Annotated in this window: 24 protein-coding genes, 5 tRNA genes and 1 pseudogene; 14 read left to right on the top strand and 16 right to left on the bottom strand. The window is 69.3% G+C overall.

Translation table 11 applies throughout. The features are described 5' to 3' along the window. Window positions 1-213: 213 nt before the first annotated feature. A complete protein-coding gene (locus tag ACQPWU_RS28380; RefSeq protein ID WP_433444766.1) occupies window positions 214-960 on the bottom strand; it encodes an NADPH-dependent F420 reductase in 747 nt (248 codons plus the stop codon). Window positions 961-1,116: 156 nt separating this feature from the next. Between ACQPWU_RS28380 and ACQPWU_RS28375 the strand changes: the two genes are divergently transcribed. The 3 genes from ACQPWU_RS28375 to ACQPWU_RS28365 all read left to right on the top strand — a co-directional run bounded on the left by ACQPWU_RS28375 (window position 1,117) and on the right by ACQPWU_RS28365 (window position 3,569). Then, window positions 1,117-1,947 carry a helix-turn-helix domain-containing protein gene (locus tag ACQPWU_RS28375; RefSeq protein WP_433444765.1) on the top strand — a complete coding sequence of 277 codons (831 nt, stop codon included), beginning with the start codon at window positions 1,117-1,119 and terminating at the stop codon, window positions 1,945-1,947. 189 nt (window positions 1,948-2,136) lie between these two features. Continuing rightward, the gene (locus tag ACQPWU_RS28370; protein WP_433444764.1) at window positions 2,137-2,583 is read left to right on the top strand and encodes a hypothetical protein; all 447 of its coding nucleotides are present in this window, start codon (window positions 2,137-2,139) and stop codon (window positions 2,581-2,583) included. Between the two features lie 14 nt (window positions 2,584-2,597). Then, the gene (locus ACQPWU_RS28365) at window positions 2,598-3,569 is read left to right on the top strand and encodes an MBL fold metallo-hydrolase (RefSeq protein WP_433444763.1); all 972 of its coding nucleotides are present in this window, start codon (window positions 2,598-2,600) and stop codon (window positions 3,567-3,569) included. Window positions 3,570-3,924: 355 nt separating this feature from the next. Here ACQPWU_RS28365 and ACQPWU_RS28360 read toward each other — a convergent pair whose 3' ends face one another. From ACQPWU_RS28360 to ACQPWU_RS28350, 3 genes are all read right to left on the bottom strand, one after another. Continuing rightward, window positions 3,925-4,767: a patatin-like phospholipase family protein gene (locus tag ACQPWU_RS28360; RefSeq protein WP_433444762.1), complete on the bottom strand. Its 843-nt coding sequence runs from the start codon at window positions 4,765-4,767 to the stop codon at window positions 3,925-3,927. Window positions 4,768-5,155: 388 nt separating this feature from the next. Further along, entirely contained in the window at window positions 5,156-5,806 is a 651-nt protein-coding gene (locus ACQPWU_RS28355; protein WP_433444760.1) for a hemerythrin domain-containing protein, read from the bottom strand. 129 nt (window positions 5,807-5,935) lie between these two features. Continuing rightward, a complete protein-coding gene (locus tag ACQPWU_RS28350) occupies window positions 5,936-6,394 on the bottom strand; it encodes a rhodanese-like domain-containing protein (RefSeq protein ID WP_433444759.1) in 459 nt (152 codons plus the stop codon). Window positions 6,395-6,490: 96 nt separating this feature from the next. On the opposite strand from ACQPWU_RS28350, the gene ftrA reads away from it, so the two are divergent. The 4 genes from ftrA (at window position 6,491) to ACQPWU_RS28330 (ending at window position 11,936) form a co-directional block, all read left to right on the top strand. Next, window positions 6,491-7,459, top strand: coding sequence for a transcriptional regulator FtrA (ftrA, locus tag ACQPWU_RS28345; RefSeq protein WP_433444758.1), 969 nt, complete (start codon window positions 6,491-6,493; stop codon window positions 7,457-7,459). Between the two features lie 144 nt (window positions 7,460-7,603). Then, a complete protein-coding gene (locus ACQPWU_RS28340; protein WP_433444757.1) occupies window positions 7,604-9,121 on the top strand; it encodes an alpha-N-arabinofuranosidase in 1,518 nt (505 codons plus the stop codon). A 195-nt stretch (window positions 9,122-9,316) separates the two neighbouring features. Then, window positions 9,317-10,315 carry a LacI family DNA-binding transcriptional regulator gene (locus ACQPWU_RS28335; protein ID WP_433444756.1) on the top strand — a complete coding sequence of 333 codons (999 nt, stop codon included), beginning with the start codon at window positions 9,317-9,319 and terminating at the stop codon, window positions 10,313-10,315. 202 nt (window positions 10,316-10,517) lie between these two features. Beyond that, window positions 10,518-11,936, top strand: coding sequence for an amidase (locus tag ACQPWU_RS28330; protein ID WP_433444755.1), 1,419 nt, complete (start codon window positions 10,518-10,520; stop codon window positions 11,934-11,936). 52 nt (window positions 11,937-11,988) lie between these two features. On the opposite strand, the gene ACQPWU_RS28325 is transcribed toward ACQPWU_RS28330, so the two are convergent. After that, on the bottom strand, window positions 11,989-12,603 hold the full coding sequence (locus ACQPWU_RS28325) for a TetR/AcrR family transcriptional regulator (RefSeq protein WP_433444754.1): 615 nt from the start codon (window positions 12,601-12,603) through the stop codon (window positions 11,989-11,991). Between the two features lie 201 nt (window positions 12,604-12,804). On the opposite strand from ACQPWU_RS28325, the gene groL reads away from it, so the two are divergent. Then, window positions 12,805-14,430, top strand: a complete 1,626-nt coding sequence (gene groL, locus ACQPWU_RS28320) for a chaperonin GroEL (protein WP_433445301.1) — start codon at window positions 12,805-12,807, stop codon at window positions 14,428-14,430. Window positions 14,431-14,602: 172 nt separating this feature from the next. On the opposite strand, the gene ACQPWU_RS28315 is transcribed toward groL, so the two are convergent. After that, the gene (locus tag ACQPWU_RS28315) at window positions 14,603-15,580 is read right to left on the bottom strand and encodes a hypothetical protein (RefSeq protein WP_433444753.1); all 978 of its coding nucleotides are present in this window, start codon (window positions 15,578-15,580) and stop codon (window positions 14,603-14,605) included. A 176-nt stretch (window positions 15,581-15,756) separates the two neighbouring features. On the opposite strand from ACQPWU_RS28315, the gene ACQPWU_RS28310 reads away from it, so the two are divergent. Continuing rightward, window positions 15,757-16,716 carry a GlxA family transcriptional regulator gene (locus tag ACQPWU_RS28310; protein WP_433444752.1) on the top strand — a complete coding sequence of 320 codons (960 nt, stop codon included), beginning with the start codon at window positions 15,757-15,759 and terminating at the stop codon, window positions 16,714-16,716. 59 nt (window positions 16,717-16,775) lie between these two features. Here the strand turns inward: ACQPWU_RS28310 and ACQPWU_RS28305 are convergent, their stop codons facing one another. After that, window positions 16,776-17,702 carry a cytochrome P450 gene (locus tag ACQPWU_RS28305; protein ID WP_433444751.1) on the bottom strand — a complete coding sequence of 309 codons (927 nt, stop codon included), beginning with the start codon at window positions 17,700-17,702 and terminating at the stop codon, window positions 16,776-16,778. Window positions 17,703-18,078: 376 nt separating this feature from the next. Here ACQPWU_RS28305 and ACQPWU_RS28300 point away from each other — a divergent pair, with 376 nt between their 5' ends. Then, on the top strand, window positions 18,079-18,657 hold the full coding sequence (locus ACQPWU_RS28300; protein WP_433444750.1) for a TetR family transcriptional regulator: 579 nt from the start codon (window positions 18,079-18,081) through the stop codon (window positions 18,655-18,657). 9 nt (window positions 18,658-18,666) lie between these two features. Here ACQPWU_RS28300 and ACQPWU_RS28295 read toward each other — a convergent pair whose 3' ends face one another. Further along, window positions 18,667-19,209: a hypothetical protein gene (locus ACQPWU_RS28295; protein ID WP_433444749.1), complete on the bottom strand. Its 543-nt coding sequence runs from the start codon at window positions 19,207-19,209 to the stop codon at window positions 18,667-18,669. A gap of 89 nt (window positions 19,210-19,298) precedes the next feature. After that, window positions 19,299-19,631: pseudogene (locus ACQPWU_RS28290) on the bottom strand (STAS domain-containing protein); the annotation flags it as partial. A 125-nt stretch (window positions 19,632-19,756) separates the two neighbouring features. Between ACQPWU_RS28290 and ACQPWU_RS28285 the strand changes: the two are divergent. Further along, window positions 19,757-20,176 carry a helix-turn-helix domain-containing protein gene (locus ACQPWU_RS28285; protein ID WP_433444748.1) on the top strand — a complete coding sequence of 140 codons (420 nt, stop codon included), beginning with the start codon at window positions 19,757-19,759 and terminating at the stop codon, window positions 20,174-20,176. A gap of 10 nt (window positions 20,177-20,186) precedes the next feature. Here the strand turns inward: ACQPWU_RS28285 and ACQPWU_RS28280 are convergent, their stop codons facing one another. The 3 genes from ACQPWU_RS28280 to ACQPWU_RS28270 form a co-directional block, all read right to left on the bottom strand. Continuing rightward, window positions 20,187-21,008, bottom strand: coding sequence for a nitroreductase/quinone reductase family protein (locus tag ACQPWU_RS28280; protein WP_433444747.1), 822 nt, complete (start codon window positions 21,006-21,008; stop codon window positions 20,187-20,189). Between the two features lie 228 nt (window positions 21,009-21,236). Further along, window positions 21,237-21,307: transfer RNA gene (locus ACQPWU_RS28275), tRNA-Cys, on the bottom strand. Window positions 21,308-21,342: 35 nt separating this feature from the next. Further along, window positions 21,343-21,424 (bottom strand) — tRNA-Tyr (locus ACQPWU_RS28270). Between the two features lie 129 nt (window positions 21,425-21,553). Between ACQPWU_RS28270 and ACQPWU_RS28265 the strand changes: the two genes are divergently transcribed. Continuing rightward, window positions 21,554-22,747, top strand: coding sequence for an IS481 family transposase (locus tag ACQPWU_RS28265; RefSeq protein WP_433434937.1), 1,194 nt, complete (start codon window positions 21,554-21,556; stop codon window positions 22,745-22,747). Window positions 22,748-22,784: 37 nt separating this feature from the next. On the opposite strand, the gene ACQPWU_RS28260 is transcribed toward ACQPWU_RS28265, so the two are convergent. The 3 genes from ACQPWU_RS28260 to ACQPWU_RS28250 all read right to left on the bottom strand — a co-directional run bounded on the left by ACQPWU_RS28260 (window position 22,785) and on the right by ACQPWU_RS28250 (window position 23,050). Continuing rightward, window positions 22,785-22,859: transfer RNA gene (locus ACQPWU_RS28260), tRNA-Arg, on the bottom strand. A gap of 17 nt (window positions 22,860-22,876) precedes the next feature. Beyond that, a tRNA-Glu gene (locus ACQPWU_RS28255) sits at window positions 22,877-22,949 on the bottom strand. A 30-nt stretch (window positions 22,950-22,979) separates the two neighbouring features. After that, window positions 22,980-23,050 (bottom strand) — tRNA-Ala (locus tag ACQPWU_RS28250). A 223-nt stretch (window positions 23,051-23,273) separates the two neighbouring features. On the opposite strand from ACQPWU_RS28250, the gene ACQPWU_RS28245 reads away from it, so the two are divergent. Next, a complete protein-coding gene (locus ACQPWU_RS28245; RefSeq protein ID WP_433444746.1) occupies window positions 23,274-24,026 on the top strand; it encodes a MerR family transcriptional regulator in 753 nt (250 codons plus the stop codon). Here the strand turns inward: ACQPWU_RS28245 and ACQPWU_RS28240 are convergent. Then, a complete protein-coding gene (locus ACQPWU_RS28240) occupies window positions 24,010-24,717 on the bottom strand; it encodes a TetR/AcrR family transcriptional regulator (protein ID WP_433444745.1) in 708 nt (235 codons plus the stop codon). The two genes, ACQPWU_RS28245 and ACQPWU_RS28240, sit on opposite strands and share 17 nt — an antisense overlap. Before the next feature lie 94 nt (window positions 24,718-24,811). On the opposite strand from ACQPWU_RS28240, the gene ACQPWU_RS28235 reads away from it, so the two are divergent. Continuing rightward, the gene (locus ACQPWU_RS28235) at window positions 24,812-25,897 is read left to right on the top strand and encodes an FAD-dependent oxidoreductase (RefSeq protein ID WP_433444744.1); all 1,086 of its coding nucleotides are present in this window, start codon (window positions 24,812-24,814) and stop codon (window positions 25,895-25,897) included. The last annotated feature ends 13 nt before the right edge of the window (window positions 25,898-25,910 follow it).

The following is a 25,910-nucleotide window of genomic DNA, read 5'->3' as shown; positions in this document are numbered from 1 at the left end:
AGTCTCAGCGTTGACACGTAAGAGATCAAGGCTGGTGTCCGATGTGGTGCGGCAGGTTCCGTAACCGGCGCGGGCGCGAGTCACCTTGTGTTCGAGGACACCCCTGCCGTTCACCTCGACATTTGACGGCGATGTGGGTGGCGCCCTGTCGGCGATGGCGGGCAGGGCTTGGAGCGCGAGGTCGAGGACGTGAACAGCCCGTCCCCGTGGGGGTCAGTCGTCGCTTGGGAGCCTGGCCTCGCCTGCCGGCTGGCGAACCGCGGTCTCGACGAGCTTGCCGACGTGCGCTGCGGGAACGACGATGCCGGGAGTCTGGAGTGTCCAGCGGAGGAAGGCCTCAACGCTCATGGCGGGCGTTTCGCCGAGATAGGGCCTGATGTATACCGGTGTGTTCGGTTCACTGCGCCAGCTGGCGGCGAGCGCGCCGATGTCCACCGCGTCATAACCGAGGACGTCCAACAGCCGGGCGGCCTCTGTCTTGGCCTCCGCGTCGTCACCGGCGATGGGCAGGGCACTGCGGTCCGGCGCGCCCGAGGGCCGGGCGAGGGTGAACAGCTGGTGCGGGGTGATGTTGTTGAATGCCTTGACCACCTGCGAGCCCGCGAGGTGGCGCTGCATCAGGGTGCTGGAGGTCAGTTCGCCCGCATCCAGTTCGGCCAGGTGGCCGTCCCGCTCGGGGTAGTAGTTCGCCGTGTCCAGCACTGTCTTGCCGGCCAGAGCTTCGGCGGGGAGCAGTTCGTACGCCTTAAGCGGGATGGCCGCCACCACCAGGTCTGCGGCGCGTGCCGCTTCTGCCGGTGTGGCCGCTCGGGCATGCCCGCCCAGCTCAGCGACAAGATCAGCGAGTGTCTCAGGCCCTCGCGAATTACTGAGGACAACCTCAAGGCCGGCCGCGACGGCCAGTCGGGCAACGGAAGAACCGATCATTCCACTGCCGATGAGTCCGAGCGTTTGGGGCACGGATGCTCTCCGTTCGTTCGTGTAGATGCCGCGATATGAGCCGGTCGCGCGTGGCTCGCCACACAGCGTGGAACCGCCGCGACCGCCCGACCAGAGCCGCGTTCTGCGTACTCACGGCGTGATCACCCGCCGCACGCTCAGACGTAGGGTTGTCGCGTGGACGACCGGACCGAGCTGAGCGAGTTCCTCAAATCACGCCGTGCCCGCCTGCGCCCGGAGGACGTCGGGCTGCGCGATTACGGTGGAGTGCGCCGGGTGGCGGGCCTGAGGCGTGAGGAGTTGGCCAGGCTGGCGGGCGTGAGCATCGCCCACTACACGCGGCTGGAACAGGGCAAGGGCGACAGCGTCTCCGGCGAGATCTTGGACGCCGTCGGCACGGCGCTGCGCATGGACACCGACGAACTGGCTTACCTGCACCGGATCGCACGGCGTCCCGTGCCGTGTGCCGCGGCCACAGCCTCGTCGGAGGTGCCTCCCAGCTTGCGCTACCTGCTGAAGTCGTTCGTGATGACGCCGGCGCTGGCGGTCGGCCGGCACACCCAGATCATCGGCTGGAACCAGCTCGCCGTGGCGGTGTTCGGCGACTTCCCCGCGCTGCCGGAGAACCGCCGCACGTTCTCGCACCTGCTGTTCACCGAGCCGTACCTCCGCGAGCTGCACCGCACCGGCTGGGAACGGGCGGCACGCGAGCACGTGGCGCATCTACGCGTTCTGCTCGGGCGGTATCGCGGGGACTCCGGACTCGCGGCGCACATCGACCACATGCGGGAGCTGAGCGCGGACTTCGCGCGGATGTGGGCGGAGCACCCGGTCGCGCAGGTCAGGTCCCGGGCGTACGTGCTGCACCACCCGGTCGTGGGGGAGCTGACCCTGCACGGCGAGCTCATCAAGCTGCCCGACGAGCCGGCGTGCTGCGGGCTGGACCTGTTCGCCGCCGAGCCGGGCTCGGCATCTGAGCAGGCACTGCGGAAACTTGCGAGCCTGTAAGCCGGCACGCGGGCAGCTCCGGCCATAGTCGGGGGGCCGATCCGGTTCTTCACGATGTCGAATTTCGGTACCCCTTCGAGGGACGCTGTGCGAAGGTTCTGCAGAAGATCACGCAACCGGGGAGTTTGATGTGGAACGGGCGCAGTCGTCCATCGTGGACGGTGCCGCGAGCGTCTTGGGGGAGCGCCGGTGACCAGCGACGCGGTACCGATGTGGATGATCGAAGCCGCGACCGAGCGGCGGCTGGCCGGTGATGTGGAGGGCGCCTGCGCGGCCACGGGTATCGACCTGGACATCGATTTCGCGAAGGTGGCCGAGGCATGCGGCCTGGAGACCGCCGACGTGATCGCGGACGACCTGCGCCATCTGGCCCCTGACCTGCCGCGCTGGCACATGCCCCGGGTACTCCACCCACCGGGCGCGATCTGGAACTGGACAGGCGTGCTCCGCCGGTACCTGGCCGGAGGCGGCGCGAACCTGACGGTCGGCCAGGCGTGGAAGGACCCGGTGCGGCTGAAGCTGCAGGTGCGGACCAAATGGGAAGGGAACGATGTGTTGGCCGTGGACGAGCGCGTGGCGGAGATCGAAGCGCTCCAGCGCCGCCTGAGCGACCACACGAGGCCGAGCGAGAAATGACCCACCCAGCAGACATGACTCCGGCCGACCACCCCGCGCGCCTGGAGCAGGGACACCCGTTCCGGCAGTGGAAGACCTGGCGGATACCCGGCACCGAGCTGACCCTTACCGGCTACTCTCGCGCGAACGACAAGACGTTCTTCCACATCCCCGAGTTGCGGTGCAGCCTCGACGCGGGGCTGTGCGAAGGACGACAGGTGGATACGGTCTTCCTGACCCACACCCACCACGACCATTCCAAGGACCTCGACTACCTGGCCGCCAATCCCTCCGGCACGGACATTTACCTGCCCGCCGAGGCGGTGCCGTACGTGGAGTCCTACATACGCGCATCCGCGGAACTGAACCACGGAGCGGGGTTCGATCCCGCCCTGGCCACGGGCCACCGCCTGCACGGAGTGCGGCGCGACGACGAGTTCAGCTTCGGACGCCGGGGGCACCACGTGCGGGTGGTCGAGTGCGAGCACAAGGTGCCCTGTGTGGGATATGCCTTCTCGCAGCGGAGCAAGGCGCTACGGCCGGAGTTCGAAGAGCTGCGGCAATCCCTGGTACGGCAGGGCAGGGGCGGCGAGTTCGGCCGGATCATGGCGCGGAAACGCCAAGAGGGAGTCGAGGTCGACCACGAGGTCCGGCGACCGCTGTTCGCCTTCCTCGGCGACACGCACGTGAACGTGTTCGGACGTAATCCGTGGCTGTTCGAATATCCGGTCATCATCACCGAATGCACCTTTCTGGACGATACCGAACTGGAGCGCGCGAGCCGGATCGGGCACACGGTCTGGAGCCAACTGCGACCCGTGGTCGAGGCCCGACCACAGACGCTGTTCGTCCTGACCCACTTCAGCCTGCGCCACTCCGACCGGCAGGTCCTCGCGTTCTTCCGGCAGCAGTGGGAGCAGGCGGGAGGTGCGCGGCCGGACAACGTCCTCCTGTGGGTCCACCCGGACAGCCACCTGCCCGAGCAGCACCAGCACCGCACGTCCTGACCCGCCACGCCAGGACCGCAGCCCACCCGAGCTCGCCCAGACCTGCACGCCGACCACTCCGGCCAGGTGGAGGGGTCGGCCGATGGCCCTCTGGACCTGCTGATCTCCACCCGCCTGCCGGCGGGAGCCGTCGAAGGAGAAGCTGCGCACGCTGCCGCGGGTGGAGAGGGCTCCGGCGACACCGGCCGCAGCGGTGCGGGTGCCGGTCGAGGCCACCGACGACCAGATCGACACAGCCACCGGCGAGCGAAGCGATCCGAGCCCACCCTGCCAGCCGATTCGCGTGGTCCAGTCCTTCCTGCCGCGGCGGTGAGGTGATGGAGTGCGGGACGAGGGCCAAGGGCTGTCCCCTTGATTACCCAGGGTCGCCGTTCGGACCACCGAGGTTGAAGATCAAGCCAATAGCCTTGGCGGCGTCCGGAGCCTGTCTGACGCCGGCCTGATATGCGGGTTCCCAAGCGGCGCGGTCGGTGATATCCGGTCCGAACGCCTCTATCGCCTCGGCGTCCGGCACCAGCCGTACGACCACCCCTTCGTCTGCCGAAACACCGTTGGTACCGGTCATGTGCGCCATCGGCTCAGCGACGATCAACACACCCGCATCGGCGGCCAGATCGACGTTGGTGCCGGCCCTGAGAGCACCGTCGATATAACGACGCCCATCGATGGTGATCGGCGGCGCGGTCGCGGGGAAGGCGATGCTGGCCGCCACGGCCTCAGGCAGAGATGCGGAGCCGTGCCTGTCCCATATCACCGCCTCGCCGGTCTCGGCGTCCACCGCTGGGATCAGGAGCGGCCGATCTGGCCATTCCGCTGCGCCGACCAGCGACCGCATCCGGGCGATGGCGGCATCCTCGCCGCCGGTCGAGGCGGTGATAGCGAGTCGGCCGACCCGGCGCAGGGCCTCGGCTCGCTCAAGCCCGGTATCGCCGAGCGTCGCAAACACTTCCGCAAGTCTCTCCGGATCTGTCCGTACACCGCCACCAGGATCGGTCGGCGGGGGCAGCGCGGCGAGCCGTTCGAGGTCTCCTCCACTGGCCAGGATCGCTCCCACGATCGCGCCCGCCGACGTACCCACGATCAGATTGGCCGCGCCCAGGTCCGTCCCTTCCCAGCGCAGCCCCGCCGCCAGCCCGGCCAGCCACGCCGTACCGACCGGGCCGCCGGGCCCCAGAACGACCGCGGTCTCCACCTTCACTGCCCAGCCTCCTCAAGCACGATGTCTCGGCCGAGGAAACCCGGCCGGTCCTCCAGGAAACGCATACCAGACGCCCCTTCGCCCATCACGTCGTCCACCCGGCGGGTTTGTGCTGCGGGGTGCCATGGGGCGCGGCCGTCGCCGGCCGTCCGCGTTCCCGACCAGCCAAATCCGTCGCTTCAACAGAGGTGAAAGCCATGACCAGACCCTAGAGAACAGCAGCGACACTCGCATCGGCCGAAAGCCCCAGCCTTCACCGTGACGATCGGCCTAGGTCTCGTCCCGTCACATCGAAACTTCCTCGAGAACCACCCGCTCACCGTAGACGCTCGACGGAGCGGTGATGAGCGCCACCAGGGCGGCTTCCTTGGCCTGGCGACTCGCTCTGTCAGAGGTGAGCAGCGCCGAGGCTTCCGTCGTCCTGATCGCCGGAGGTGGTGAGCAGGAAATCGGGCGGTGAGCCGTCCCAGTCGGCGTCCAACGTGTTGAGAGCCGCGACGATTTTTCTCTCTTCGTAGGTGAAGTGCGATTCCAGCAGCGCGGCCAGGCCGTCCAGTTCGGCTCGCACACGCTGGGGCTGGGCCGCGTCGTCGGTGCCGAGACCCTCCAGCAGGTCCTGCAGCCTGCGCAGGATCTCGCTGACGATCCGGTGGTCGCGTGTCAGTTCCTGAAGTACGGGCCGCAGCCGGGGGAACTGCTCGGCCAGCGCGGGAAATGCCGCGGCATCCTCGCCGGTGTGATGACGCTCCAGGACCGAGCAGAAAGCCAGGCAATGGGCCCGCAGCTCGCGGGGTCGCTCGGCGTGGCCCGCCAGGTGGGCGTCAACGTCCTCGCTTAGCCTGGCGAGCTCTTCGCGGAGCCAGAGGTGCACGTTGAGCAGTTGGTTACCGAACGCGCTGAGGCGGTCGTCACGGGTGGGTGTTTCCATGGGTGTCCCATGTTCCGGCGCCTCCATGCCCTCGGCGATCTGCTTGCCGGGTACACCGCGACGCTGACGACGGATCTCATCACTCTTCTCGCCGGCAGTCAAGCCGGCCATGGCGGTATGCCGGAGGAGGACGACCCCCGGCAATGCGTCTGCCTGAGCAAGTCAGGAATGTCGGGTCCTCAATACTCGCGCATAGCCTCGTTGCCACCGATGGCGTGACAGCAGCCAGTCCGTCCAGGATCAGCAGCCGCAGGCGACGGCGTGGACGGGAGCCGTCAGCGGGTCGGCAGGCCGCCTCTCCACGCCGGAGCCGGTCACGACGGGGAAGCCCTCGCGCGCCCAATACTCGAAGCCGCCGATCATCTCCTTGACGCGATAGCCGTGCTTGGCGAACTCCAGCGCCGCGCGGGTCGCGCCGTTGCACCCGGGCCCCCAGCAGTACGTCACCACGGTCACGTCGGGGGAGACGATCGATGGCGCCCGGGCGGCGATCTCTGCCGTGGGCAGGTGAAGCGCGCCCTCGATGTGGCCCTGGCGCCAGCTCTCCCCGCTGCGCGAGTCGACCACGACGATGCGGGAATCGCCCGCGGCGAGATCGGCATGGACATCGGACACGTCCGTCTCGAACGCCAGACGGGCCGAGAAATGAGCGACGGCGGCGGCCGGGTCGGCGGCCGGAGTGACGAGAACAGCGGACATTTTCGGGACTACCTCCAACTCGTTTCCTCTGATGGTGCCGCCCGCCCCCGTACTCTCACGAGTGGCATGAATGCCCAATACCGCTAATATCCAGCCATGCTCCAGCGCTATGACAGCAACCGCACCGTCTCGGTCCTGGCCTTCGACGGCATGAGCCCCTTCGAACTGGGGTGCGTCGTCGAGGTCTTCGGGCTGCCCCGGCCGGAGCTGGACATCCCGTGGTACGACCTGGTGGTATGCGCCGAGCACGACGGCCCGCTCCGAGCGGTCGGCGGCTTCACCGTCCAGGCGACGCACGGGCTGGACGTGTTCGCCGAGGCGCGGACGGTGATCGTCCCGGGTGTGCCGGACGTCCACGCCGAGGTCTCTCCCGCGCTCATCGGCGCGTTGCGACGGGCGCACGAGCGGGGCGCCCGCATCGTGTCGATCTGCTCGGGGGCCTTCGCCCTCGCCGCGGCCGGGCTCCTGGACGGCCGGTCGGCCACCACGCACTGGAGGTACGCCGACCTGCTACAGGAACGTTTTCCTCAGGTCGGGGTCGATCCCGGCGTGCTGTACGTGGACAACGGCGACGTTCTGACGAGCGCGGGTAGCGCGGCCGGCATCGACTTGCTGATCCACCTGGTCCGCCGGGACCATGGCCCGAGCGTGGCCAACACGGTGGCCAGGAGGCTGGTCGTGCCGCCGCACCGTGAGGGCGGCCAGGCGCAGTTCGTCCAGGCCGCGGTCGCCCCCGTCGAGGACGACGACGCCGTGGCGAGGGCGACTGAATGGGCGTTGGCCAATCTCTCCCGTCCGATCACGGTGGCGGTGCTGGCCCGTGTCGCCGGGATGTCGCAGCGCAGCTTCGTCCGGCATTTCAACCGCAGGACCGGCACAAGCCCGCTGCGCTGGGTGATCGCACAGCGGATCGCGGCCAGCCTGCCCCTGCTGGAGTCGTCCACGGTGCCGGTCGAGGAGGTCGGGGCCGCCGTCGGTTTCGAAAGCCCGGTGACCTTCCGCCACCACTTCAGCCGCTCGATGCGTACCTCCCCGTCCGCGTACCGGAAGGCGTTCGGCCGCTGACTTGGCCGCCTGCTCGCGTCAGGCGTCGCGCCTGCGGTGAAGGCCGCCTCGCCAGGACGCGACCAACCCCTTGACGACAAGCCCTTGTGTATCGATAAAGTTGCGAGCGATTTATCGATACATATCGCGCTGAAGGATTGTCCAGTGAGCAATGTTGTCGTGCCCGCCATCATCAACCTCGATGTCGAGGGTCCGGTGATCAACCGGCATCTTTACGGCCACTTCGCCGAGCACCTGGGCCGGTGCATTTATGGCGGGTTCTATGTGGGGGAGGACAGCGACGTCCCGAACGCCGATGGGATCCGGCTGGATGTGGTGGAGGCGCTGCGTGCGCTGAACATCCCGAACCTGCGCTGGCCGGGTGGCTGTTTCGCCGACGAGTACCACTGGATGGACGGCATCGGGCCGAAGGACCAGCGTCCGGCGATGGTCAACACGCACTGGGGCAACGTCGAGGAGAACAACCACTTCGGGACGCACGAGTTCATGGCGCTGTGCGAGCTGCTCGGCGCCGAGCCGTACATCAGCGGCAACGTCGGGTCGGGCACGGTCAAGGAGATGAGCGACTGGGTGGAGTACCTCACCCGCGACGGCGATTCGCCGATGGTGCGCCTGCGCAAGGCGAACGGGCGCGAGGAGCCGTGGCGGGTGCGCTTCTGGGGGCTGGGCAACGAGGCGTGGGGCTGCGGCGGCAACATGTCCGCCCAGCAGTACGCCGCCGAGGCGCGCCGGTTCGGCACCTACTGCCGCGACCACGGAGACAACAAGCTCCACCGCATCGCCGCCGGCGCGAACTCCGGCGACTACGCCTGGACCGAGACGCTCATGAAGCAGCTCGGCGAGCTGGGGTGCGCGTATCGGCCCGCGGGCTTCATGCAGGCGCTGTCGTTCCACTACTACACGATCCCGGGAACGTGGCAGGACAAGGGCGATGCCACGGTGTTCGACACCGACGACTACTACGCCACGATGGCCCAGGCCGCACGGGTCGACGAGCTGATCACCGGCCACTCCAACGTCATGGACTGCTACGACCCGGGCAAGAACGTGGGCCTGGTGCTGGATGAGTGGGGGACGTGGTGGAACGTCGAGCCCGGCACCAACCCCGGCTTCCTCTACCAGCAGAACACCCTGCGCGACGCCCTCGTCGCGAGCCTGCACTTCGACATCTTCCACCGCCACGCCGACCGCCTCGTCATGGCCAACATCGCCCAGACGGTCAACGTGCTGCAAGCCATGATCCTCACCGACCCCGACTCCGGCGCGCTCGTGCTCACCCCGACCTACCACGTGTTCGAGATGAACAAGGGCCACCAGGACGCCGCCTCCCTGCGGGTCGACCTCCCCGCCGGCGTGCCCGCCCGTGAGACGCTGAAGACCGTCTCGATCTCGGCCAGCCGCAAGGACGGCCGCGTACTCCTCTCACTGTCCAACCTGGACGCGGCCGAGCCGATCGACATCGACCTGGACCTGCGCGGCGGCGCCGTGGCCGACGTCCGCTCCCGTCTCCTCACCGCCGAGAAACTCCAGGCTCACAACACCCCCGAGACGCCTGCCGCCGTCGCGCCCCGAGCGCACGATCAGGTCACGACCACCGCGTCCGGGCTGCGGGTACACCTGCCCGCACACTCCTTCGTCACCGTGGAGGGACGCCTCGCATGAGCGCCCCCGGGCGCATCACCATCGGCCGAAGGGCAAGCCTTCCGGCTCTCGTTCTTGGCCCGCTCCTCCACGCGGGCAGCCGTCCGCTGTGGCCATACTTGCCTGGTGCGGCGCAGTAGGCTCAAGTAAGCGGCGACCGCAGTCGGACGTGGTCGGATCGGATCCGGCCGAAGGAGGCAGGACCTGAGGAGCGGCATGGTCACCATGAGCGACGTCGCCAAGCTGTCCGGGGTGTCGAAGATGACGGTCTCCAACGTCATCAACGGCCGCGCCGGAGTCAGCGACCAGGTCCGCCGCCGGGTGCTGGAGGCGATCCGCCAATCGGGTTACCGCGTCAACGTCTCCGCCCGGACCCTGAGATCCGGGCGGACCGGCGTCATCGGGCTGGCCGTGCCCGAGATCGACCGACCATACTTCGGCCAGCTGGCCGCCCACGTGATCGACCAGGCGCGGGCTCACGGCTTCCACGTCGCGATCGAGCAGACCGGCGCGGCCGCGACGGGGGAGCTCGAGGCGATCACCCATTCGCACATCCTTCACTTCGACGGGCTCATCCTCAGCGCGGTCGGAGTCGATCCTCAGGATTCACGGCTGACCGCGGGCGACTACCCGATCGTGATGCTCGGCGAGCAGAACTTCGAGGCCAAATTCGACCACGTCGCCATGCCCAACGAAGAAGGCACGAAAGCGGCGACCACCCATCTGATCGACCGTGGATGCCGCCGGATCGCGATCGTCACCGGCAGCACCCTCGACGGCGTGAACGTGGTCACGCGCCGCTACCAGGGCTACCTCGCCGCGCTCGCCGAACGGGGGCTCGACGCCGATCCGGCGCTGCTGTACGCCGTCAACGGGATGACGCTCGAATCGGGCCGCGACGCGGCCCACCACCTTGTCGACGCCGGTCACGAGGTCGACGGCGTGGTCGCGGTGACCGACACCGTCGCCCAGGGCGTCCTCCGCGGCCTCGCCGATCGCGGCGTCCGAGTCCCCGGCGACGTCCGTATCGTCGGCTTCGACGACATCCCCGAGTCGGCGTACATGGTCCCCTCGCTGTCCACCGTGGCGCCGGACCACCGGTGGATGGCCGCCAAGGCCGTCGAGCTGGTGACCGCTCGCATGCAGGACCCGTCACGCCCGGCCCGCGAGTACACCGCGCCCTTCGACCTGATGGCTCGCGAGTCCACTCGCTGACGCACGCCCCGCATGACCGAGGAAATTCGGTCGACGGCCGGGTGCGGCCGCTGCCAGCATGGGACGTGATGTACCGAGCGTAGAAACACTTCGATCACTGCCAGGGGATGGTCCCCGGGCCCCGCGGCCCGGCGTTTCGACCATCGCCCCCTTCGGGCTGCTTTTCATGCAGCATTCCCACCTGTGATCGAAAGGACTCTTCGTGGAGCTCCACGAGTACGCAAGGTACGACGCTGTCGGCATCCGTGACCTGATCAAGTCGGGTGAGGTCACCGCCGACGAGGTAGAGGCGACGGCGCGGCAGGCGCTGGAAGCGGCGAACGCGAAAGTGAACGGCCTGGCGCTGCCGGTGTTCTCCCCGGCGCTCGACCACGCCGCCGACGGGCCGCTGTCCGGTGTGCCCTTCCTGATCAAGGACCACGGGCCCGTGGCCGAAGGGGTGCCGTTCACCCTGGGAAGCCGTGCCCTGCCGGGCATCCTCGCCTGGCGCGACACCGATCTGATGACGCGCTTCCGGGCCGCCGGCCTGGTCACCCTCGGCCTGACCACCGTGCCGGAGATGTGCGTCAGCTTCTCCACCGAACCCCTCAGATACGGCCCGGCACGCAACCCATGGAACCTCGACAGGGGTGTGGGCGGGTCGAGCGGTGGCGCCGCCGCCCTGGTCGCCGCGGGGGCGGTGCCTGTCGCGCATGCCAGCGACGGGGCCGGCTCCATCCGGGTCCCGGCTTCCTGCTGCGGGCTGGTCGGGCTCAAACCGAGCCGGGGCCGCATCACGCCCGGACCCGATGCGGGAGAGCTGATGCTCGGCATGGCCTATGAGTTCGCGCTGACGCGCACTGTCCGCGACGCCGCTCACCTGCTGGACGCCGTCCAGGGGCCGGGGATCGGCGACAAGTACACCGCGCCGCCCCCGCGCCGGGCGTACGCCGACGAGATCGGGACCGATCCCGGCCGGTTGCGGGTGGCGGTGACCACCGAAGGCTGGGCGGGGACGACGGTGGATCCCCAGGTGGCCGCGGCGGCGGTCCAGGCGGGCCGAGTGCTGGAGCAGGCCGGGCACACCGTCGCCGAGGCGAGCCCGGTGGTCGATCGGGAGGCCGTCATGCAGGCCTGGGTGTGCGAGGGAGTCGCGATCGCCGCCACGCTGCTGCTGGCTCCCCGGGGACCTGACGAGGCGGAGATGGAGGCCGTCTCCCGGCAGTTCTTGAAGGCGGCCAGGGAGTACAGCGCGCTGGACATGCTGGCCGCGCTCAACGCGCAGAACCGGGTGAGCCGGTCGGTGGGCGCGTTCTTCACCGGCTATGACCTGCTCGTCACCCCGACGCTGGGCCGCCTCCCGGCGCCGCACGGCACCCTGCGGTTCGACGATCCCGGCCAGACTCTGACGAGCTGGCTGGAGTCGTTGACCGAGTACGGGCCGTTCACTCAGGTGTTCAACGTCACCGGCTTGCCGGCGATCAGCCTTCCTCTCGCTCACAGCGAGGACGGGCTGCCGATCGGCGTGCAGATCGTCGCCGCTTACGGGCGTGAGGACCTGCTGTTCCAGATCGCCGCTCACCTGGAACAGGCCATGCCGTGGAAGGACCGTATTCCGCCGGTCTTCGTCGGAAATCTCTGACGCGGAAGGCGGGCCTGCTCTCCAGCGGGGGAGCGGGCCCGCGCTTGCGAGGTCACTGATCCCGTGGGCCTTCGGGTGGCGTGGCGGGGCAGACGCAGGACAGGGCATGGCGGAGGACGGTGGCGAAGGAGTCGGTGTTGCCGGGTTGGAGCCAGTGCCGTCCCGCCACGCGGATGGCCCCGGCGACCGCGGCGGCCATGACGGCGGGGAACAGGTCGCGTCCGGGATCTGTGCCGGTGCGCGCCGCGATCGCCTCGGTGAGCGGGCCCTCCGCCATGGTGAACGCTTTCAGCGCTTCGCCCTCCAGCTCGGGCGTCGACATGATCATGCGCAGGCCGGCCTTGTCGGGCTCGGGGTCGGTGTAGAGCTCGATCATGGCCGCGATGATGGCCTGGTCGAGCCGCTCGTCGGCGGGCCGGGAGCACAGCGCCTGGCCGGCGCGCTTGGACTGGTCGGACTGGAAGGCGCAGATCGCCTCCCCTCTGCTGGAGAAGTAGTTGTTGTAGGTGCGGGATGAGACACCCGCGGCCTCGGCGATGTCATGGACGCGCACAAGGGCCAGCCCGTGGGGACCCTGCTCTATGGCCAGGCGCAGCGCGGCATGGCTGATCGCTTCCCGGGTGGCCTGCTTGTTGCGCGCCCGGAGGTCCATGGCGTCATCGTTCATGGCCCAACCCTATCCGATATTGCGTGACGCGCACTAGGTGCGCGGCACGCAAGTTGTGGGTAGAGTGCGATGGGACGCCTGGCACTCGCACCTGGAGAGTGCCAACGGCAAGGCGTGTGCCGGGACAGCGAGGTCCGCCTTCCGGCGGACCGTCCGTCGCGGGCGCGGTCCCGGCAACCCCCATCAAGAGCAGGAGCAATGATGACTTCGAAGATGATCGCGTTCGACGAGGACGCCCGGCGCGGTCTCGAGCGCGGCATGAACCAGCTCGCCGACGCCGTCAAGGTGACCTTGGGTCCCAAGGGCCGCAACGTGGTGCTGGAGAAGAAGTGGGGCGCTCCCACGATCACCAACGACGGTGTGTCCATCGCCAAGGAGATCGAGCTCGAGGACCCCTGGGAGAAGATCGGCGCAGAGCTGGTCAAGGAAGTCGCCAAGAAGACCGACGACGTCGCGGGTGACGGCACCACCACCGCCACCGTGCTCGCCCAGGCGCTGGTGCGTGAGGGTCTGCGTAACGTCGCCGCCGGCGCCAACCCGATGGCCCTGAAGAAGGGCATCGAGGCTGCCGTCGAGCGCGTCAGCCAGGAGCTCTCCAAGCTGGCCAAGGACGTGGAGACCAAGGAGCAGATCGCCTCCACCGCCTCCATCTCCGCCGCCGACCCCGAGATCGGCTCGCTCATCGCCGAGGCGATGGACAAGGTCGGCAAGGAAGGCGTCATCACTGTCGAGGAGAGCAACACCTTCGGCCTCGAGCTCGAGCTCACCGAGGGCATGCGCTTCGACAAGGGGTACATCGCCCCGCTCTTCATCACCGACTCCGACCGGCTCGAAGCGGTCCTGGACGATCCGTACGTGCTCATCGTGAGCGGCAAGGTCTCCGCCAACAGAGAGGTGCTGCCGCTGCTGGACAAGGTCGTCCAGTCGGGCAAGCCGCTGCTGATCATCGCTGAGGACATCGAGGGCGAGGCCCTGGCGACCCTGGTCGTCAACAAGATGAAGGGAGTCTTCCGGTCGGTGGCGGTCAAGGCCCCGGGCTTCGGCGACCGTCGCAAGGCCATGCTCAACGACATCGCCATCCTGGCCGGTGGACAGGTCATCGCCGAGGAGGTCGGTCTCAAGCTCGAGAACGCCACCCTCGACCTGCTCGGCCGCGCCCGTAAGGTCGTGGTGACCAAGGACGAGACCACGATCGTGGACGGCGCCGGTGACGCCGAGCAGATCGCGGGGCGGGTCAACGAGATCCGCGCCGAGATCGAGCGCACCGACTCCGACTACGACCGTGAGAAGCTCCAGGAGCGCCTGGCCAAGCTGGCCGGCGGCGTGGCGGTCATCAAGGCCGGTGCCGCGACCGAGGTCGAGCTGAAGGAGCGCAAGCACCGCATCGAGGACGCCGTGCGCAACGCCAAGGCGGCCGTCGAGGAGGGCATCGTCCCCGGTGGTGGCGTGGCGCTGCTGCAGGCCGGCGCCAAGGCCTTCGACAAGCTCGAGCTCAACGGTGACGAGGCCACGGGCGCGGCGATCGTGCGCAAGGCTCTGGAGGAGCCGCTGAAGCAGATCGCGGTCAACGCCGGCCTCGAGGGCGGAGTCGTGGTGGAGCGCGTTCGCAACCTCACCCCGGGTGAGGGCCTGAACGCCGCTTCCGGCGAGTACGTCAACATGTTCGAGGCGGGCATCCTCGACCCGGCCAAGGTGACGCGCTCCGCGCTGCAGAACGCCGCCTCCATCGCGGCGCTCTTCCTCACCACCGAGGCCGTCATCGCGGAGAAGCCCGAGAAGACCCCTGCCGCTCCGGCCATGCCGGGCGGCGGCGACATGGACTTCTAGGGCGGGTGGGGTAGTGCCGCGTGGCACTACCCCAACGACAGGCACTGCACCGCGGGACGAAATGCGCTCCCTGCCGGCCGACTGCGTCTCGGTCGGCCTCCACCGGGCGGCCGCGATCGCGGGCCGTTTCCGCGGCGGCGTCCGCGCCCTTGTCGCGCACGGGGTTCGCGGACTACAACCGCGGCTGACGGCCGGGACGTCCCGGCAATGCGAGCCAGCCCGCGCCGATCACCGTCGCAGCGCCGGCCACGACCACCCCCAGCAGTACGCCGGCGACCACCAGCGTGAGCTCGTCGGGGCGGATCAGCGGCTGGCCGCGCAGCGCCTGCCACAACGTGAGGCCGGTGAGGCCGGCGTACCCGGCGGAGGCGATGAGGACGAGCCGGGTTCGGACGGTCTCCGCACCCAGCAGCGGTACCTTCCCGGCCGGCAGTGACAGCAGTATGGCCAGCAGAGGCAGCACCTGCAGCGCATGGATGCCGATGAAGTGCGTGACCCGCAGGTCGCCTCCGGCGGTGTTCCAACCGGTGACCGGCATGATCGGCCCACCGTCCACGACGCCCACGCTGTGCCCGCCGATGATCCCGGCGAAGCCGCCGTCGCGCAGCGAGTCCCGCTGCGCGGTGGTCGGCCGGGTCATCATGAAGGCCATCCCCATGCCGAACAGCGAGATGACGGTCCCGGCGCGCACCGCCCAGGTGAGCGGCCGGCCGCCGATCTGGCGGCGCATCAGGAAGACGGCGACCACGAGGTTGGCGAGCCAGAGCAGGGCGATCGACGTGGCCATGGTGGCCCACAAGACGGCGTCGAGGGGAGTGGCGACATTGAAGTGACTCTGGCGGCCCCGCACCACCTGGCCGACGATGATCACGTACTCGATCGCCAGGGTGGCCGCGATGACCGCCGCGGACCACCGGACCAGCCGATGCCGTGGCAGATAGGCCACCAGCCACGACCAGGTCACCGCGTAGACCACGATCGACACCGCGAACTTGAACGGTTTGAACCAGATCGGCGCACCGACCAGGACGCGATCGTCCAGCACGATTCCGGCGAGCGAGATCACAACGAACGGCGCGGTCGCCGCCGCGACCAGCAGCAGCGGCCGGTGCCACGCCTTGACGCCCGGCCACGGAGTCGTCTCGTGCATCGCTGCCATCTCCCTGTCGTGAGCGCGGAGGGGACGTCGCGCCAGGTGCGGACCGTGCGACGCATGCCAGCAGCATGATGGGACAGGAGGTTCGGGGATCGCGGCGGCGGCGAGCTTGTCCGTTTCGCTGGGATTTCTGTCCGCACAGCTCAGCCGCTCACTCGTATGGTGTAGCCATGATGGGGCGGCTGATCGTCGTTGTCGGTTTCGACGGCATCGAGCTCGTCGATGTCGCGTGCGTGACCACCGGCTTCGACTTTGCCAACAAACAGGGAGCCGACCCGGCGTACCAGGTCGTGTTCGCGACCCCGATGGGCCGGCCCGTGCGGTGTGACTCCGGGCTCGAGTTGTCCGGGCAGGGCCGGATCGACGGGATGGACGGCCCGATCGACACCCTGATCATCTCGGGTGGGCAGGGCCACGAGGCCGCCGCCGCCAACCCGCGGTTCGTCAGCCACGTCGTACGGCTCGCCGGGCTGTCGCGGCGGGTCGCCTCGGTGTGCACCGGGGCGACCGTGCTGGCCGCCGCCGGGTTGCTCGACAACCGGCGGGCCACCACGCACTGGTACGAGGCCAGACAGCTCGCTACGCGTTTCCCGCAGGTGCACGTCGACCCGGCGCCGATCTTCGTACGGGACGGCGCGGTGGCGACGTCGGGCGGGGTCACGGCTTCTCTGGACCTCACGCTCTCCTTCATCGAGGAGGACCACGGAGCCGAGATCGCCCGGCGCGTGGCCATGGGCATGGTCACCTACCTGAAGCGTCCTGGGAATCAGGCGCAGGTGAGTCTGTTCAACAAGATTCCGCACTCCGACCAGGTCCTGGTGCGGCGGGTCATCGACCACGTGATCAGCCACCTCGACGGCGATCTCAGCGTCGCCGGGCTGGCCGCGCTCGCGGGGGTGAGCGAGCGGCACCTGAGCAGGCTGTTCGTCGAGTACGTCGGCCGGACCCCCTCGCGGCTGGTGCGCGATGCGCGCCTCGAAGCGGCTTCCCTGCTGCTCACCGCGACGCGCGAACCGGTCGCCGCCATCGCCCGCCGCTGTGGGTTCGCCTCCGCCGAGTCCTTACGGCAGGCGTTCGTGGCATGGGCCGGCGTCTCGCCGTCGCGCTTCCGCTCCAGCGGACCCCGGTAACGCGTAGCCGGGCTCCCCGGCGTGCTCTTCTGGGGCGTACCGGCCGCCGTCTTGCTGCCTCACCAGGCGACCGGCAGCCGCCACACCCCGTAGGCCAGCGCGCTCTCGCGCATCGGGACCTCCTCCGGCGCGACCGCCAGGCGGAGGGTGGGGAAGCACTCGAACAGCGCACGGTAGGCGATGCGCATCTCAATGCGGGCGAGTTGTTGTCCCAGGCACTGGTGCACGCCGTGCCCGAAGGCCAGGTGTTGCCGGGCGTTGTCGCGGTCTAGCCGCAGGGTGGCGGGATCGTCGAACCGCTCCGGGTCGCGGTTGATCGCGGGCAGCCCCATGACCACGGTCTCGCCCTTGCGGATGAGCCTGCCGCCCACCTCGACGTCCTCCAGGGCGGCGCGGTTGGGCGCACCCCTGTGGACGATGGTCAGGTAGCGCAGCAGTTCCTCGACCGCGGTGTCGGTCAGCGAGGCGTCGGCGCGGAAGGCGTCGAGCTGCCCGGGGTGCCGCAGAAGGGCGAAGGCGCCGAGGGCGAGCATGTTGGCGGTGGTCTCATGCCCGGCCACGAGCAGGGTCAGGGCGATGTTGGTCAGCTCCTCGTCGCTCAGGTCGCCGTCGGTGATGAGGCCGCTGATCAGGTCTTCCGCGAGTTGGGAGCGCTTGCGCCCGACCAGGTCGCGCAGGTAGCCGGCCAGGTTCGCCATGGCGGTCATGGCCTGCGCCTCGGAGTTGTCCAGGTCGACGAGCAGGGTGGTCTCTTTCTCGAAGAACTCGTGGTCCTCGTACGGGACGCCGAGCAGTTCGCAGATCACCAGGGAAGGGACCGGGAGCGCGAACGCCTGCACGAGGTCGACGGGCGGACCTGCCTCGGCCATGGCCTCCAGCCGGCCGGCGACGATCTGGGCGATGCGCGGTTCGAGGGCCTTCATCCTGCGCACGGTGAACTGGCCGGTGAGCAGGCGCCGATACCCGGTGTGCTCCGGCGGGTCCATGCTGGCGAACCAGCCGGGCGCGGCCGGCTTGTCGTGTCCGCCGGGGCAGCGGGGAGTGCTTGAGCTCCGGCCGGACGCTGAAGCGGGAATCGGCCAGGATCGAGCGGGCGGGGTCGTAGCCGGTCACGAGCCAGCCGACATGGCCGTCGGGGAAGGCCAGGCGGGCCAGCGGCTGGGAGGCGCGGTGTCGCTCCAGCTCGGGAGGCGGATCGAACGGGCAGCCGGGCTCACGCCGGACGGGCAGGGTCACCGGGGTCTCGGCGTTCTGATCGTTCATCGGGTCAACTCCAATGCGGGGTCGCAGCCCTCTGCCTTTCTGACAGTGGACTCTCTTATGAGAGTAAACCATCATTTTCTAGTACGGCAGAATGAGCACATGGGCAACGGCGGGCTACGCGAGCGCAAGAAGGCCAGGACCAGGGAGACGATCCTGCGCGAAGCGTTCAGGCTCTTCCGCGAGCGGGGCTACCACGCCACCACCACCGAGCAGATCGCCGAGGCCGCGGAGGTTTCTCCAGCCACCTTCTTCCGCTATTTCCCGACGAAGGAGCATCTGGTCACGCTCGATCGGTTCCCGCCGCTCATGGAGGCACTCGCGGCCCAGCCGCCGGGCGCGCCGGTCACCGTCCTGCGGGGTGCGTTGCGCGCGGCGTTCGCCTCCTTGACGGCCGAGGAGATCGCGGCCGGACACGCGCGGGAGGTGTTCGCGACGACCGTTCCCGAGCTGGTGGCGGCCAATCTGCGCAGGACCCCCGGCTTCCTGCGGGAGGTCAGCGAGTTGCTGGCGGACAAGACGGGATGCGGGCGGGACGATCCCCGGCTGCGGAACGCCATGGGGGCGGTCTTCGGGATCGTGGCCCTGGTCTGGCTGGAGTGGGCGCAGGACGCCTCAATGGACGGGCCCGCCGAGCTCGACCGGGCGCTGGAGCATCTGGAGTCGGGGCTGGGCGGGTGACCGCGCCGGTCAACGCCAGACGACGTCGTCGAGGAAGGCTTCCACGGCCGTTGTCACCTGACCGAGGACCTCGGCGCTCCTGACGAGCGGCCCCGGCACCATCATGCCGTGGCCGGCGCCGGCGACCTCGAGCACGTACGGCGTCAGCTCCCGCGCCAGCGCGCCGTCCCAGAAGTCATCCGCGGTGCCGCCGACGAGGAGGAACGGCTCCGTGGCGCGGCGCAACGCGTCCACGCACGCGGGAACCGTGAGCAGCGGCGTCAACCAGACACCCGGCAGGCCGCGCTCCGCCGCCACGGCGGCGCCGAACGAGCCGAGCGACTTACCGATGAGCAGCGGCGCCGCGAGCCCGTCCACGACCGGCGCCACCTGCTCACGGACCCAGGGCAAGCGCTCCTCCAGCGGCCGGCCTGGCGGTGGTGTCCACGAGATCAGCTCGAGGTGGGCTCCCCGGCGAGCGGCGGCTTCGCCCGCGTAGGCGAGCAGCCCGGCCAGCGGTCCGTAATTCCCGCCGGGGATGACGACGGCGTGCCGGTCGGAGGCGGCATTCATGAAGGTCAGGCCAGGCCGTGCGCCCGGCACCATTCTTCGACGCTTCCGGACCTGGCCTCGGCCGTCTGCCGCCAGCTCGGATCCTCGGCGATCGCCTCGGAGACCGAAGCGTAGGGAGGCAGCACGGTGACGAGCCCCGTGATCCGGAAGACGCGCAGGATGCGCTCCACGTCAGTGACGAGGGTGAGCGTGCCACCCTGCGTGCGCTGCCGCTTGAGGCCGCCCACCAGGACCCCCAGGCCGGTCGAGTCGAGGAACTCGACTCCGCTCATGTCTGTGATGACGTGGCGGATGCCCTTGCCCGCCAGGTCCACCAGCCGCTCACGAACCAAGGGAGCGGTCTCCACATCGACCTCGCCCGCGACCTTGAGCACGGCGCAGTCGCCGACCGGGCCGATCACCTCTAATTCAAAGTCTCGCATGTGCGACCCACTTGTCATCGGTGACAGTGACAGGTAAATCTGTAGCGGTACAGTAGCTTGCCTGAGAAGGCGCTGTCAATGCGTACATATCTATGTCATTGTCCACGATGACACCAGGGGGACGGATGCGGGTGGAAGAGGCCATCGGCCGGCAGATCGCGCGCCTGCGCACTGAGCGGCGGCTGTCGCTCACCGAGCTGGGCGAGGCCCTGGGGCGCTACCTGGACAGGCCGTGGAGCCGGCAGGCCGTTCACCAGGCCGAGCGTGGCCAGCGCTCCTTCACGGCCGCGGAGCTGACCGGCCTCGCCCTGGCGCTGGACACGTCCATCCCTGCGCTGTTCCGGGTGGAGGACGGCGGGGTCGAACTGCCCGGCGGGGCCGTCACTCCGGAGGATTACAGGGGCGTCCTGCTCAACAGGGAGCGGGAGTCGCCCATCGACGGGGTCGAGGAGTTGATCCTCGCCTTGCACGACATCAAGGCCGTTCTCTCCCGCCCCGCGCTGGCCCGGCTGGCGCGGATCGGGAGAGTGGCCGATCAGGTGTAGGGGACCGACCTCAGCCCAGGTTCAGCAGGGGTACGAGGTACTCCTCCTCGTAGTCGAGGTGGGCCTCGACCTCCCCGGTGAGCCGGTTGACCTCGTTCAGGAGCGTGCCGGGGGACAGGTCGTCGGCGGCGAGGAGGGTCTGGAGCTGTTCGAGCAGCCGCTGGACCACCTCGTGCTCGGCACGCAGCCGCGCCATGACCTCGGCGAGCTCCGGATAGCGGTCCTCCAGCGCCGGGAACACGAACCCGTCCTCGCGCGAGTGGTGCTCGTGCAGGTTGTTGCACATGGTCAGGCAGTTGACGCGCAGCTGCGCACCCAGGCTCGAGCCCGACGCGGCGACCTCCGCGCGGATGCGGGCCAGCTCCCTGCGGAAGGCGTCGTGCACCAGCTTGAGCGCGTCGCCCAGAGGGCCGGCGGGCGGGCCGAAGATCGGGATGAGCGCCACCACGGGCAGGATCCGGCCGGATGTGGCCTGGTAGCGGCCCCAGCCGGGATCGGCCTCGACAGCACGGGCGAACAAGCGCTCGCGTTCCTGGCCCTCCAGCACGAGCGCCTTCGCCTGGTAGGTGAAGACGCCGTCCTCCACGGTCACCTGCGGGTCGGCGAGCAGGTTGTGGTACCAGGCCGGGTGCCGGGGCGCGCCGCCGGCCGAGGCGATGACCAGGATGCGGTCGCCGTCGGGCAGGTAACCGAGCGGCGTCGTATGGGACGCGCCCGTCTTCGCTCCGACGGTCGTCAGCAGGAGCAGCCTGGCTCCTTCGAACGGGCCGCCGACCTGGCCGCGGTTGGCCCGGAATTCCTCGATGATCTGCTGGTTGAAGTCAGTGGGCATGCGTGTATTCGCTCCAAGGCGGGATGGATGTGATGACGTGGGAACCTCGCGCGCGCAATGCGCGGCGGGGGCAGGTGCGCTCAGGCACGCCCAGTGATATGTGAAGCCACGGTGTCATCCCCCTTGATACGGCGCCTCCATGCCACCGCCGTCCTCCGGGCCGGCGTCACGCGACGCGACGGCCATTACAAGCGAATCCCGGGGAGGATGTCAACCCGGATATCGAAGAGACGCAGGCGAGAGTCGAACTCGCTCGGACAGGATTTGCAATCCCGCCTCCGCAACCGGCGAACTGCGCCAAGCCGCCCCGGCCCCCGTCGGGTCGAGGCGGAAGTGCGCGAGGACGGAGTCGAACCGCCACAGCCGAAGCGTCCGGTTTACAGCCGGGTGGGCTCACCGACGTGCCCAGCTCGCGCATGGTCGGCCCGCGGCCCCAGCAGTGTGCTGGTTCAGGACATAGGAAACCCATGTCGCAAGACATAGGAAACTTCAGCGGAGTGTGTCTCGAGACATAGGCAACCGCCGCGATCAAGAGCCTGGGCAGTGTGTCCAAGGCCAGAGTTGTCATCACCGCCGTTGTCGTCGAGGGCCGGTCCCAGGCAGAGGTCGCCCGCGCCTACGGGGTCTCCAAGGGCTGGGTGTCCAAGCTCGTCGCGCGCTACCGTGCCGAGGGTGATGCGGCGTTCGAGCCGCTGTCGCGTCGGCCGCGTACCTCGCCGAATGCGGTCGACGCCGAAACGGTCGAGTTGATCGTCCGGCTCCGCAAGGAACTCGCCGAGCAGGGACTGGACGCCGGGCCGGACACGATCGCCTGGCACCTGCGGCAGCACCACGGGCAGACGGTGTCACGGGCCACGATCAGCCGCTACCTCACTCGCCGCGGCCTGGTCGTGCCTGAGCCCAAGAAACGTCCCCGCTCGTCCTACATCCGCTTCCAAGCAGAGCTGCCGAACGAGACCTGGCAGGCCGACTTCACCCATTACCGGCTCGCCGACAGCACCGACGCCGAGATCCTGTCCTGGCTGGACGACCATTCCCGCTACGCCCTGTCGGTGACCGCGCACGCCCGCGTCACCGGCCCGATCGTGCGGGCCACCTTCCGCGCCGCGGTCGCCGCCCACGGCGTGCCCGCCTCCACACTGACCGACAACGGCATGGTCTTCACCACCCGCCTGGCCGGCGGCCGCGGCGGCCGCAACGCCTTCGAACACGAACTACGCCGCCTGCACGTCCAACAGAAGAACTCCACCCCCAACCACCCCACCACCTGCGGCAAAGTCGAACGCTTCCAGCAGACGATGAAGAACTGGCTACGCGCCCAGCCCCACCAGCCCACCACCCTGGCAGCCCTGCAGGCACTTCTCGACCGCTTCTGCGACGCCTACAACCACCACCGCCCGCACCGATCCCTGCCGCACCGCGCCACCCCGGCAGCGGCCTACGCCGCCTCGCCCAAGGCCCTGCCCTCCGGCAGCCGCGACGCCGACACCCACGCCCGCGTACGCCACGACCGCATCGACCCCTCCGGCGTCGTCACCCTGCGCGTCAACGGCCGACTGCACCACATCGGCATCGGACGAACCCACGCCCGAACCCACGTCATCCTGCTCGTCGACGACCTGCACGTCCGCATCGTCAACGCCATCACCGGAGAACTCCTGCGCGAGCTGATCCTCGATCCCACCCGCGACTACCAACCCCAGGCAAACCCCAACAAGACGAAACCCCCGAACCCGTAGGTTCGAGGGTTTCCGATGTCCTGAGACATCACAACCGCGGCCCCAGCAGGATTCGAACCTGCAACAGACCCGGCTTCGTAGGCCGGCGCTCTCTCCATTGAGCTATAGGGCCAGAAAATTAATGATTCGTACCCCGTACCGGACTCGAACCGGCGATTTCCTGGGTGAAAGCCAGGCGTCCTGACCGCTAGACCAACGGGGCCTTGAATTTCGTCGCCGACATGCTCTGACGTGGACCGACAGGATCTCGAAACCTGAACTCCTGCTTGCAAGGCAGGTGTGATGCCTTTTCACCATCAGCCCAAAGAAAAAGGCCGCCCGGTACGTACCCGGCGGCCTCTGGACGGTCTCTCGCGAGGGTTATCCAGAAGCCGTGCCGGCGAGCACGAGCGCGCCGCGGCACGCCGCGTGGCGGCAATAGACGCGTTCGGCTGCGAATCGCATGGCTGGCCTTTCCTTTTGTTCATCCGACGTGCTCGACAATAACCGGTGAGGCTCGGCGATTGCCAATGATTTATGGTGAGGTATGCGGATCGGAGAGCTCGCCGCGCTGATCGGGGTGTCCACCCGTACCGTGCGCTTCTACCACCAGCACGGGGTCCTGCCGGAGCCGCCGCGCTTGGCCAACGGCTACCGCGAGTACGGCATGCGCGACGCCATCGCCCTGGCCCGCGTCCGCCGCCTCGTGGAGCTCGGGCTGAGTCTGGAGGAGGCGCGCGACGTGATCGCGGACGACCGCTCCAGGCAGCTGCCCGAGCTCCTCGCCGAGATCGACGCGGACCTGGCCAGACAGGAGCACGAGATCCGGGCGCGCCGCGCCCGCCTGGCCGAGGTGCTCGAGCGGGCCGAGACCGGAACGCTGGGCCCCGACGACACGGCCTCGCCCGACCTGCTGGCGTTCCTGCGCGCTGTGGACCTGCCCGCCTCGAAGGCGGCGGCCTGGGACCGTGACCTGCTGGTGCTGATGGACAGCGTGGCGACGGACGGCGATCGGGAGCGGGCGTTCGCGATGTTCGGCTCGCTGGCCGCCGACCCGGAGGCGGCGGCGCGCGGGCACGAGTTCTACCGGCGGCTCGACGCGCTCGCCGACGCCTCGCCGGACGATCCGAGGGTGGCGCCGCTGGCCGCGATGCTCGCCGACTACAGCGTGGAGCACGTGCTGGCGCACACGGGCCCGCACGGCTGGGAGCCGGGGGCGGTGGAGCCGTTCCTCGACGGACTCGCTCCCGCGCAGGCCGAGGTCGTACGGCAGGCGATGCGCCTCATCGCCCGCCGCTGACGAGCGGGGCGACTCCGTCGAGCACGCAGTCGAGGCCCTCCTCGAAGTCGGGGTTGGCGTCTTCGCCCTCGATGACCCTGGCCAGCGCGGGGTAGCGGCCGGTGGCCAGCATCCGGGTGAGGTACGGGCCCGAGGCGATCTGCCACTCCTGCTCGTTCATGCCGGTGGCCCGCTCGGCCCGCAGCTCGGTGATCTCGCGCCTGACCGCGCCCAGCACGTACGCGTTCACGGTGCCGACGACCCGCATCACGGTGCCGACCGGCGCTTCGCCCATGCAGGCCAGTGAGGCTTCGAGGAACGCCAGCGCATTGGGCCCGAGACGGGGCCGGCTGCCCAGCAGGTCGGCGAACCACTCGTGGCGCAGGGCGGCCTGCCGGGTGCGGCGCGAGAGATCCCCCAGCACCACCCGCCAGTCGTCTCCGGCCGGCCCGGAAGGGACGATCTCTCCGTAGACCTCGTCCACCATCAGATCCAGCAGCTCTTCCTTGGTGGACAGGTAGCCGTACAGCCTCATCGGGCCGGCGTCGAGCGCGGCGGCGACCTTGCGCAGGGACACCGCGTCGAGTCCATCGCGGTCGGCGAGGTCGATGGCCGCGCGGACGATCCGCTCCCTGCTCAGCGGGCTGGGCGCCGGCCGGCTCGGCGGCTCCGGCCGCTCCCAGACGAGAATCGGCTCCTGTGGTGCCGTCATCGCATCGCGCCTTCCGTAGAACCTGCAGCCTGATGATACACCGTCCATCCTGATACAGTGTATTGCCCAATACAGTGTATCGAAGGGAAGTCTCATGATCTCTCCCCGCATCGCCGTCGTCGGAGCCGGGCTCGGCGGCCTCACCCTCGCCCGGGTCCTGCAGGTCCACGGCCTCCCCGTCACCGTCTTCGAACGCGAACCGTCGCCTGACGCCCGCTCCCAGGGCGGCACCCTCGACATATACGCCGGCGGGGGTCAGACGGCGCTGGACAGGGCTGGGCTGCTCGACCGGTTCCACGCCCTGGCCCGGCCGGAAGGGCAGGAGCAGCGGATCCTCGACGAGGCCGGGACCATGCTGCGCCACTGGGAGCCCGCCGACGGCGACGCGAGCAGGCCGGAGATCGACCGGGGCCAGTTGCGCGGCCTGCTCATCGACTCGCTCGCCGAGGACACCATCCGCTGGGGCCGTCCGGTGGACGAGGTCACCGGCGAGGGCCGCGTGCTCTTCCGCGACGGCCCCAGCGAGGAGTTCGACCTCATCGTGGGCGCCGACGGGGCCTGGTCCCGGGTACGTCCGAGCCTGTCGAAGGACGTGCCCGCCTACACCGGCGTCACCTTCGTGGAGACCGGCTTCGACGAGGCGCGCCACCCCGAGCTCGCGCGCCTGGTCGGCAACGGCTCCATGTCGGCGTACGGCGAGAACAGGGCCCTGGTCGCCCAGCGCAACAGCAACGGCCACATCCGCGTGTACGCCGCCTTCCGGGGGCCGCAGGACCTGCCTGCCTCAGAGGTGCCGGCGATGTTCGACGGGTGGGCCGAGAACCTGCGCGATCTCCTGCGGCACGCCGACGACGAGTTCGTCACTCGCCCCCTGTACACCCTGCCCGTCCACCACACCTGGGAGCACACGCCAGGCATCACCCTGCTCGGCGATGCGGCGCACCTGATGCCGCCGCTCGGCGTGGGCGCCAACCTCGCCATGATGGAGGGCGCCGAGCTGGCCGACGCTCTCGCCGCCGCGGCCGACCCCGACGAGGCCGTCCGCGCTTACGAGAGCGTCATGCTGCCACGTTCGGCACACTTGGCCCGGCTCACCACGGACGGCCTGGCGGCTCTCTTCTCACCCGAGGGCGCCAAGGGCGCGCTGCGCTTCTACGATCAGGTCAAGGGCCCCCAGTAACGGCCGTCGTAGC

Origin of the sequence: Nonomuraea sp. CA-141351 (assembly GCF_050944675.1) — a bacterium.
Classification (GTDB): domain Bacteria; phylum Actinomycetota; class Actinomycetes; order Streptosporangiales; family Streptosporangiaceae; genus Nonomuraea.
This window is presented reverse-complemented; position numbering and strand designations above follow the sequence as displayed.